Origin of the sequence: Sandarakinorhabdus sp. (genome assembly GCF_032115815.1) — a bacterium.
Taxonomy (GTDB): domain Bacteria; phylum Pseudomonadota; class Alphaproteobacteria; order Sphingomonadales; family Sphingomonadaceae; genus Sandarakinorhabdus.
The window spans coordinates 1-7,703 of the sequence record NZ_JAUMBI010000131.1; the positions used below are offsets into that span (position 1 = coordinate 1).

Genomic DNA, 7,703 nt, shown 5'->3' on the forward strand with positions numbered 1-7,703 from the left:
CCGTCACCGCCTATCGCGAGGCCGTCACCCGCCAGCCCACGCTGGGCGAAGCCTGGTGGAGCCTGGCCAATCTGAAGACGGTGAAACTGGGCGCGGCCGACATTGCCGCGATGGAGGCGGCTTTGGCCACACTCGCCGGGCAGGAATCGCCGCGCGCCGAAGACCTGTTCCACCTGCAGTTCGCACTGGGCAAGGCGCACGAGGATCTGGGCGAATCGCAAGCCGCGTTCCGCCATTACAGCGAGGGCAATCGCCTGCGCCGCGCCGGGATCGTGCATGATGCCGATGCCTTTTCTGCCGAAATCGATGCCGCTGCTTCCACCTTCACCGCGCCATTCTTCGCGGCGCGCCGGGATGGCGGTTGCCCCGCGCCTGATCCCATCTTCATCGTCGGGCTGCCGCGCTCCGGCTCCACCCTGATCGAGCAGATCCTTGCCAGTCACAGCCAGGTCGAAGGCACGATGGAACTGCCCGACATGATGATGATCGCCAGCCGGCTGGCCGCGCGCGTGGAGGCGGGCGAATTCGCCGATTTCGGTGCGATGATGGCGGCGCTCACCCCGGCGGATTGCCAGCGGCTGGGGGAAGAATATCTCGAACGCACCCGCATCCATCGCAAATCTGGCAAGCCGCGCTTCATCGACAAGATGCCCAACAACTGGCAGCACGTCGGCCTGATCCGGCTGATCCTGCCCAATGCCACCATCATCGATGCCCGCCGCCACCCGATGGGCTGCTGTTTTTCGGCGTGGAAACAGCATTTTGCCCGCGGGCAGGGCTTTTCCTATGATCTGGTCGACGTTGGCCGCTATTACCGCGATTATGTGCGGCTGATGGCGCATTTCGATGCCGCTGCCCCCGGTGCCGCCACCCGGGTGATCTATGAGGAGATGGTGGCCGACACCGAAACCCAGGTGCGGCGCCTGCTCGGCGCTGTCGGGCTGGCGTATGAGCCGGCCTGCCTGGAATTCTGGCGCAACGATCGGGCGGTGCGCACCGCCAGTTCCGAACAGGTGCGCCAGCCGATCTTCACCGACGGCGTGGACCATTGGAAGGCCTATGCCGGCTGGCTCGGCCCGCTGAGCGAAACACTGGGCGATGTGGTGACGCTGTACCCGGCGGTGCCGCCGGAACTTTCGCCTATTTGATCAAACCGTTGCCGGCCAGCTTGGCCCGCAGCGCGTTGTTGTCCGCCATGCTCACCCGGCCGGCGGTGCGCACCGCGGCGATTTCGGCGGCCTTGAACGGCTTGGCTGGCTTGGCCGGCTTGCCCAGCGTGACGGCGTGGCTCAGGATTTCGGCGATCTCGGCATCTGCCATGCTGGCCATGCCAGGCATCACGCCCATCAACGGCGCACCTTCCACCGTGATCGGGCCGGCCATGCCCCAAAGCACAACGCGCGCCATATAGGCCCGCCCTTCGGGGCTTTGGGCGATGCCGGCGGCGCGGCCGGCCAGGCGCGGGAACTGGCCGGACAGGCCTTCGCCGCCGGCCTGGTGGCACATGGCACAACGCGCCACGAACGCCGCCTTGGGTTCGGCCGCCACTGGCGCTGCCACTCCTGCTGCAACCAGCAGAGCCAAATGCCAGCGATTTGAAATCATGCCGATTTTTCCTTGCAATCAGGATGGGGCGGCCCGGCGTGGGCCACAATGTGCGGCAAATACTGGACAGTCATCAAGGCGCCGTCAAGCCGGGCGCCATGGGGCAAACCGCGCATCGCTAGACGGCGCTGCGGCGCTGGGTTAAGCCCGAATCAATGACAACAACAGGCGAAAAGCCGGCGCGAACAGCGCCTGTGCGTCCGGGGATCTATGGGCGCGGCACCGAAACGGTGGATCTGATCCTGAATGCCGCGCTGGATGTGCTGGTGGAAGAAGGCGCGGCCGCCTTCACGCTGCGTCGGATCGCGACGCGGTGCGGCATGCAGGTGGGCCGCCTGTCTTATCATTTTGCCCGAAAGGAATTGCTGATCCAGCTGCTGCTCGATGATCTGCTCGATTATTATGAACGCATGCTCGACGAAACGGTGCGCCAGCCGCACCTCGATCCGGCCGAACAGCTGCGCCGGATGATCACCCTGGTGCTTGATGATATCGGCACCAAGCGCACCACACACGTCTTCACCGAATTGTGGGCGCTATCCAACCACAACGAAGTGGTGGCGGACCGGGTGGCGGCTTTCTATCGCCTGGCGCACGCCAATATCGCGGCTGCCGTGGCGCCGCTCAACCCGGCGCTGTCGCCCACACAGGTAGACGTGGTGGCCCGCTTCATCAGTGCATCGCTGGAAGGAACCACCATCTTTGCCGGCCATGGCAAGCCCTGGGCCCACCAGATGCCGCAGCTGCAGCGGCTTGCCGTGCGCTCCCTGCTGCATCTGGCCAGCACCATAAAGCCCGAAGACTTGGCCGAAGACCTGCCCGACCTCGGCTGACGCCGGCTACGTTATTCAGGCACCGCGCCGGCCGGCGCGCTGGCTTGACGAATACTGGACGCACGTCCAGTCTGAACTTGCATGGCGCCGGGCATCCGGTCGCCGGTTCGGAGTCGCCGGTCCGTAAGTGGGCAAGCGGGCGTCTGCCGAATGGGCTTTGGGGGAAGGGCTTTGGCACGCATGATCAGGGGAACCACATTCGGGCTCGGCACGTTGGCAGGCGCAGCCCTGATCTCGGCGCTTGGCATGGCGCAGGTCGCCGCTGCCCAGCCCGCTGCTTCGGCAGCCGCTCTGGCCTCGGTCGAACCGGAAGAGCCCTTCACCCACAAGCTGCCGGAATGGTCCCCGCACTGGGGTTTCGTGCGCGGCGGCTGGGAAAATGGCGGCACCCGCATCTGGAACGGCGATACCGGCAAGATGGTCGGCCTGGTTTCCACCGGTCGCTGGTCCGATCTCGCCCTCGATCCCAAGCGGCGCTTCATCTACGTCTCGGAAAGCATCTGGACCAAGGTGAACCGTGGCACCCGGCAGGACATGATCTCGGTCTATGATCCGGTGAACATGGCGCTGGTCACGGAAATTCCGCTGCCGGGCCGGCTGATCATCGGCACCATGAAGAACAACTTTGTCATCAGCGATGATGGCAAGACGGGCTTCGTCTATGATTTCAGCCCGGCGTCTTCGGTGATCGTGGTTGATCTGGAAAAGCGCAAGGTTGGACAGGTCGTCGAACTGCCGGGCTGCGCCAGCCTCGTGCCGGTCGCAGGCATCGGCTTCTCGGCGCTGTGCTCGGATGGCACCATCGCCACGGTAACGGTGGGCCCGAAAACCTCGACCGTCAGCCACAGCGCGCCCTTCTTCAAGGCCGCCGAAGACGGCGTGTTCGATTTCTTCACCTATGATCGCACCAAGGGTGAGATCGTGACGCTCACCTACACCGGCCTCCTCCGCACGGTGAAGCTGGGCGCGGCGCCCACCATCGGCGATGCTTGGTCGATCCAGGCGGCCGCTGGCGTGCGCCCCGGCGATACCCGCCCGCTGGACATCAACTGGTTCCCTGGCGGCCGCGCGGCGACAACGCTGCACCGCGCCACCGGCATGCTCTATGTGCTGATGCACCGCGGCGAATATTGGACCCAGAAGGCCGATGGCGAGGAAATCTGGGTGGTCAACATGGCCACCCGCAAGGTCGTCAAGCGCGTGCCGCTGAAAAAGCCGATCGGCAATATCGAGGTGACGCAGGATGCCAAGCCATTGATCTTCCTGTCGGGTGACGGCGGCGTGGTGCAGGTGATGGATGCCGCCACCTACGAGATCAAGCATGACATCGAACGCGGCGGCGGCGGCATGATCGTCGTGCCGGACGTCGATTGAGTGGAACAGGCACTGCCTCTTCTGGGTGTGGCGGCCAGCGTCGCCGTGGCGCTGCTGCTTGCCGTCGCCGGCATCGACAAGTTGCGCCACCGTGATCTGCTGCCCGGCGTGATCGCCAATTACCGGCTGTTGCCTGATGCGCTGGTGGCACCCGCTGCGGCGCTGCTGCCGGGGGTGGAACTGCTGGTTGCAGCCGGGCTGCTGCTGGGCTTTGCCCCGGTTGCGCCATTGGCGGCCATCGCGCTGCTGCTGGTTTTTGCGGCGGGCATGGCGATCAACATCGGGCGCGGCCGCCGGCATATCGATTGCGGTTGCGGCCACGTGGGCCTGCGCCAGTCGCTGGGCTGGAGCCAGGTGGCGCGCAACCTCCTGCTGGCCATGGCGCTGTTGCCGGCGCTGGCGGCAGGGCGGGCGCATCTGGGCATGGCCGATGTGGGCCTTGGCGCGGCGGCCGGCGTTGCCCTCTATCTGTTGTTGCTGATGTTCTCGGCAGTGGGCGCATTGGTTGCGTCGGCGCCAAAGCAGGGTTGAGGAAGGGTTTTGATGTCAGCCTTGGGACTCATCAACGAAGCGCTGCAGTGGCTGGTCCTGATCGGCCTCGGCGTGGCTGGCCTGGCGCTGGCGCGGCAGGTGGGCGTGCTGCATGTACGTGTGGCCCCGGCCGGTGCGCTCGATGCCAATCGCGGCCCCGCCATTGGCGACAAGGCGCCGGTAACGCCGGTGACAACGCTGGAAGGGCGCCCCTATCTGATCGGCGGCCCGGCCCAGGGCCTGCAATTGCTGATGTTCGTTTCGGCCTCCTGCCCGATGTGCAAGAGCCTCATTCCGGTCGCCAAGTCGTTCGCTGCCGCAGAGCGCGTGAGCCTGGTGTTCGTCGGCGATGATGATCCGGCCGCCCAGAGGGCGCTGGTGGAAAAGCATGATCTGGCGGCCTTCCCGTTCATCAACAGCGACGTGGTCGGCCGCCTGTTCGAGGTGGACAAGCTGCCCCACGCCGTGCTGCTCGATGCCAGCGGCACCGTTTTGGCCAAGGGGCTGGTCAACAGCCGCGAACATTTCGAAAGCCTGATCATCAGCCACGAGATGGGCGTGCACAGCGTTCAGGATTATATCGCCGGCCTGCCGACACCGGCCAAGGTGCCAGACACGGTGAATTCATGAGCGGGAGCTTAGGGGGAAAAGGCATGAAGCGTTTCGATATCGATGGCCTTGGCGAGAAGCTGCTGCGCAAATTTGCCGGCAACAGTTCGCGCCGGTCCTTCCTCACCAAGCTGGGGGCCACGATCGTGGCTGCGCCGGCCTTCCCGTTGCTGCCGGTCAGCCGGGCCAGCGCCGCCACCAAGGATCGGTCGCCCGAGGCGAAGACCGCCTTTGCCCGCAACGCCCAGACCAAGGATGACACCAAGTGCGATTACTGGCGCTATTGCGCCATCGATGGCAGCCTGTGCTCCTGCTGCGGCGGCGGCATGAGCAGCTGCCCACCTGGCGCCGAGCCTTCGCCCGTGTCGTGGGTTGGCACCTGCATCAACCCCGATGATGGCAAGGCCTATCTGATCGCCTATCGCGATTGCTGCGGGAAATCGGCGTGCGGCCAGTGCGGTTGCGACAACACCGATCGCGAAACCCAGCTGTACATGCCGCAGCTCAACAATAACGTGATCTGGTGCTTTGGCACCAAGAGCATGGAGTATCACTGCTCCACCGCCGTTCTCGTCGGCAAGGCCAGCTGAGGTCGGGTGACGGCACAGCGGGTCTGGCCAGCCGCCACCGCACTGGCGGGCCTGTTGCTGCTGGTCGCTGCTGCCCCGCCGGCCGTTGATTATCGGGCACCGGGTGATGAAACCGGCCTGCCGGTCAGCTACCCGGCCGATATGGACGTGGCGCAATCCGATTATGTCGAGCAATGCGGCGGCTGCCACGGCATCAAGGGCAATGCCGCGCCGGCTGAACTGCCCAATCTGCAGGGCCGCGTTGGCTGGTTCATGTGCCTGCCCGAAGGCCGCGATTATCTGATGCGGCTGCCCAACATCGCCCGCAGCCGCATTGACGATAATGAGCAGCTCGCCGCGCTGATGAACTTCATGGTGTTCGGCCTGGGCGGAAAGTCTACCCCGGCCGGCACCAAGCCCTTCACCGCCGCGGAAGTTGCGGAAGGCCGCACCCGGGCCTTCACCTCGGTCAGCCTGATCAAGACAAGGGCCGCCATTGTCGAGCGCGTGATCAAGAAATGCGGCGCTCCGGCCTCACTGCGGCTGATGTATCCGCAAGGGTCCAGCGCCATGCCGGTGCTGGCGGCGACGGGCAAACCGCCCAAATCCTGATCGTCCCTCCCCACCGGGGAAGGTTCAGCTCACGGCTTTGGCGGCTGCCAGCGCCATTCCAGCGCCTGCAGTTGCGGCGTGGGCGTGGGGGCGAGCAGGGCATAGGCGATGATCATGCCGCGTTCGCACTTCCACCAAAATTCGCCTTCCAGTGCGCCCCTGGCCGAAACACCGGGCGGGTTCGGGCAACGGCCGGCCTTGGCGGTGATGGCAGCAATATCGGCGCGTCGGTGGGCGGCGTCGCGGTCCATCAGGAAATTCACCGCCAGGCCGGCGTTGCCCACGTCGCCTGTGGTCAGCACCTTGTGCATCGGCTCTGCCAGCCCGGCCAGCGCTGGCGACAGCGGCAGCACGTCGTTGGGGGCAAGGCCGGCTTCGCGGATGGCGATCAGCGCGTCCCAGGTGGGGGCGGCTGGCCCGGCATAGGTGCGGTTGGTGAGCACGAAGGCGCCCCAGCCGCTTTCCGGCGCGATGAGCATATAGCTGCCATAGCCGGGGTAGCCGCCGCCGTGGAAGGCCACCCGGCCCAGCGTGCAATCATCGCCAACCCTGAGCCCGCCGCCATAGACGACCGCCACCGCACAGGGCGAACTTGCTGCCTGCGTGGGTCGCATCATCCGGCGCGGTGAACCTTCGCCGCGCAGCAGGGCGCGCACGGTGGCACGGGCCGGTGCTTCGGCCTCGCCCGGCACGGCAGCCGGCCAGGCGGAGAGCAGATGCCCTACCCATTTGGCATAATCCGGCCCGGTGGTGATCACGCCGCCCATGGCGCCAAAGGTGCCCGGGCCCATGTCGGGCTCGCGTTGCCATTTGCCGTCTTCCCAGCGCCAGCCGCTGGCCAGCAGCGCACGCGGCACATCGGCAAGATCGAAGCTGGTGGCCGCCATGCCCAGCGGCCGGAATCGGCGTTTGGCGATTTCGGCTTCGAACGGCTGGCCGCTCACATTGCGGATGATGCGGCCCAGCAGGGCATAGCCCAGGTTGCTGTATTCATGGATCAGGCCCGGTGCGCGGGTGAAGGGCACACCGCTTTTCAACAGCGCGCTGAACTGCGCTTCGGGCAGCGGGGTCTGGCGATCACCCCAGGGATCATCGGTGACGAACCCGCCCATGTGGTGCACCAGATCGGTGACGGTGAGCGCGTCGCCCCAGCCGGCGACTTCCGGCACATGGGTCACCACCTTGTCGTCCAGCCGCAGCTTGCCTTCGCCGGCCAGATCAAACAGCGTCAGCGCCGTGAAGGCCTTGGTCATGCTGGCAATGCGGAAGCGGGTGTTGGCCTCGACCGGGCGGGCAGCATCGACATCGGCGATACCGGAAACGCCACTGTGCACCAGGCCTTCGCCGCGCTTGACGATCCCCCAGGTCAGGCCTGGCACCTGGTTGGCCTCGGCCCATTCCCGCATGCTGCGATCGATGCTGGCGGCAAGTTCGGGCGGAAGCGGCGCCGCGGCCGCCGGTGCTGCGAGCAGGGCGCCAAAGGCCAGCGGGGTGAGCAGCGCTCTCACATCTCCTTCCCGTCGCGGATCTTGTAGAACACGCCGGCGCCGTCGCCGCCGGCCAGCTCCAG

At 66.1% G+C, this 7,703-nt stretch carries 9 protein-coding genes; 7 read left to right on the top strand and 2 right to left on the bottom strand.

Translation table 11 applies throughout. The features are described 5' to 3' along the window. On the top strand, positions 1-1,148 hold a 1,148-nt coding region (locus tag RT662_RS07840), incomplete at its 5' end, for a sulfotransferase (RefSeq protein WP_313670154.1). On the opposite strand, the gene RT662_RS07845 is transcribed toward RT662_RS07840, so the two are convergent. Further along, positions 1,141-1,605 (bottom strand): cytochrome c, encoded by a 465-nt coding sequence (locus RT662_RS07845; RefSeq protein WP_313670155.1) that lies wholly within the window; start codon positions 1,603-1,605, stop codon positions 1,141-1,143. The genes RT662_RS07840 and RT662_RS07845 overlap by 8 nt on opposite strands. A gap of 155 nt (positions 1,606-1,760) precedes the next feature. Between RT662_RS07845 and RT662_RS07850 the strand changes: the two genes are divergently transcribed. The 6 genes from RT662_RS07850 to RT662_RS07875 all read left to right on the top strand — a co-directional run bounded on the left by RT662_RS07850 (position 1,761) and on the right by RT662_RS07875 (position 6,133). Beyond that, the gene (locus RT662_RS07850; RefSeq protein WP_313670156.1) at positions 1,761-2,438 is read left to right on the top strand and encodes a TetR/AcrR family transcriptional regulator; all 678 of its coding nucleotides are present in this window, start codon (positions 1,761-1,763) and stop codon (positions 2,436-2,438) included. Between the two features lie 180 nt (positions 2,439-2,618). Further along, positions 2,619-3,812, top strand: a complete 1,194-nt coding sequence (locus tag RT662_RS07855; RefSeq protein WP_313670157.1) for an amine dehydrogenase large subunit — start codon at positions 2,619-2,621, stop codon at positions 3,810-3,812. Continuing rightward, the gene (locus RT662_RS07860; protein WP_313670158.1) at positions 3,813-4,343 is read left to right on the top strand and encodes a MauE/DoxX family redox-associated membrane protein; all 531 of its coding nucleotides are present in this window, start codon (positions 3,813-3,815) and stop codon (positions 4,341-4,343) included. A 12-nt stretch (positions 4,344-4,355) separates the two neighbouring features. Further along, a complete protein-coding gene (locus tag RT662_RS07865; RefSeq protein ID WP_313670159.1) occupies positions 4,356-4,973 on the top strand; it encodes a thioredoxin-like domain-containing protein in 618 nt (205 codons plus the stop codon). Between the two features lie 23 nt (positions 4,974-4,996). Then, positions 4,997-5,542, top strand: a complete 546-nt coding sequence (gene mauA / locus RT662_RS07870) for a methylamine dehydrogenase (amicyanin) small subunit (protein WP_029131514.1) — start codon at positions 4,997-4,999, stop codon at positions 5,540-5,542. A gap of 6 nt (positions 5,543-5,548) precedes the next feature. Next, positions 5,549-6,133 (top strand): cytochrome C, encoded by a 585-nt coding sequence (locus tag RT662_RS07875; RefSeq protein ID WP_313670160.1) that lies wholly within the window; start codon positions 5,549-5,551, stop codon positions 6,131-6,133. Positions 6,134-6,162: 29 nt separating this feature from the next. Here RT662_RS07875 and RT662_RS07880 read toward each other — a convergent pair whose 3' ends face one another. Beyond that, positions 6,163-7,641 carry a serine hydrolase domain-containing protein gene (locus RT662_RS07880; protein ID WP_313670161.1) on the bottom strand — a complete coding sequence of 493 codons (1,479 nt, stop codon included), beginning with the start codon at positions 7,639-7,641 and terminating at the stop codon, positions 6,163-6,165. Positions 7,642-7,703 lie beyond the last annotated feature (62 nt).

Bases quoted from the DNA above. Each gene is read 5' to 3' on its own strand.
- RT662_RS07845 (WP_313670155.1), bottom strand. From the start codon at position 1,605: ATGATTTCAAATCGCTGGCATTTGGCTCTGCTGGTTGCAGCAGGAGTG.
- RT662_RS07850 (WP_313670156.1), top strand. From the start codon at position 1,761: ATGACAACAACAGGCGAAAAGCCGGCGCGAACAGCGCCTGTGCGTCCG.
- RT662_RS07855 (WP_313670157.1), top strand. From the start codon at position 2,619: ATGATCAGGGGAACCACATTCGGGCTCGGCACGTTGGCAGGCGCAGCC.
- RT662_RS07865 (WP_313670159.1), top strand. From the start codon at position 4,356: ATGTCAGCCTTGGGACTCATCAACGAAGCGCTGCAGTGGCTGGTCCTG.
- mauA (WP_029131514.1), top strand. From the start codon at position 4,997: ATGAAGCGTTTCGATATCGATGGCCTTGGCGAGAAGCTGCTGCGCAAA.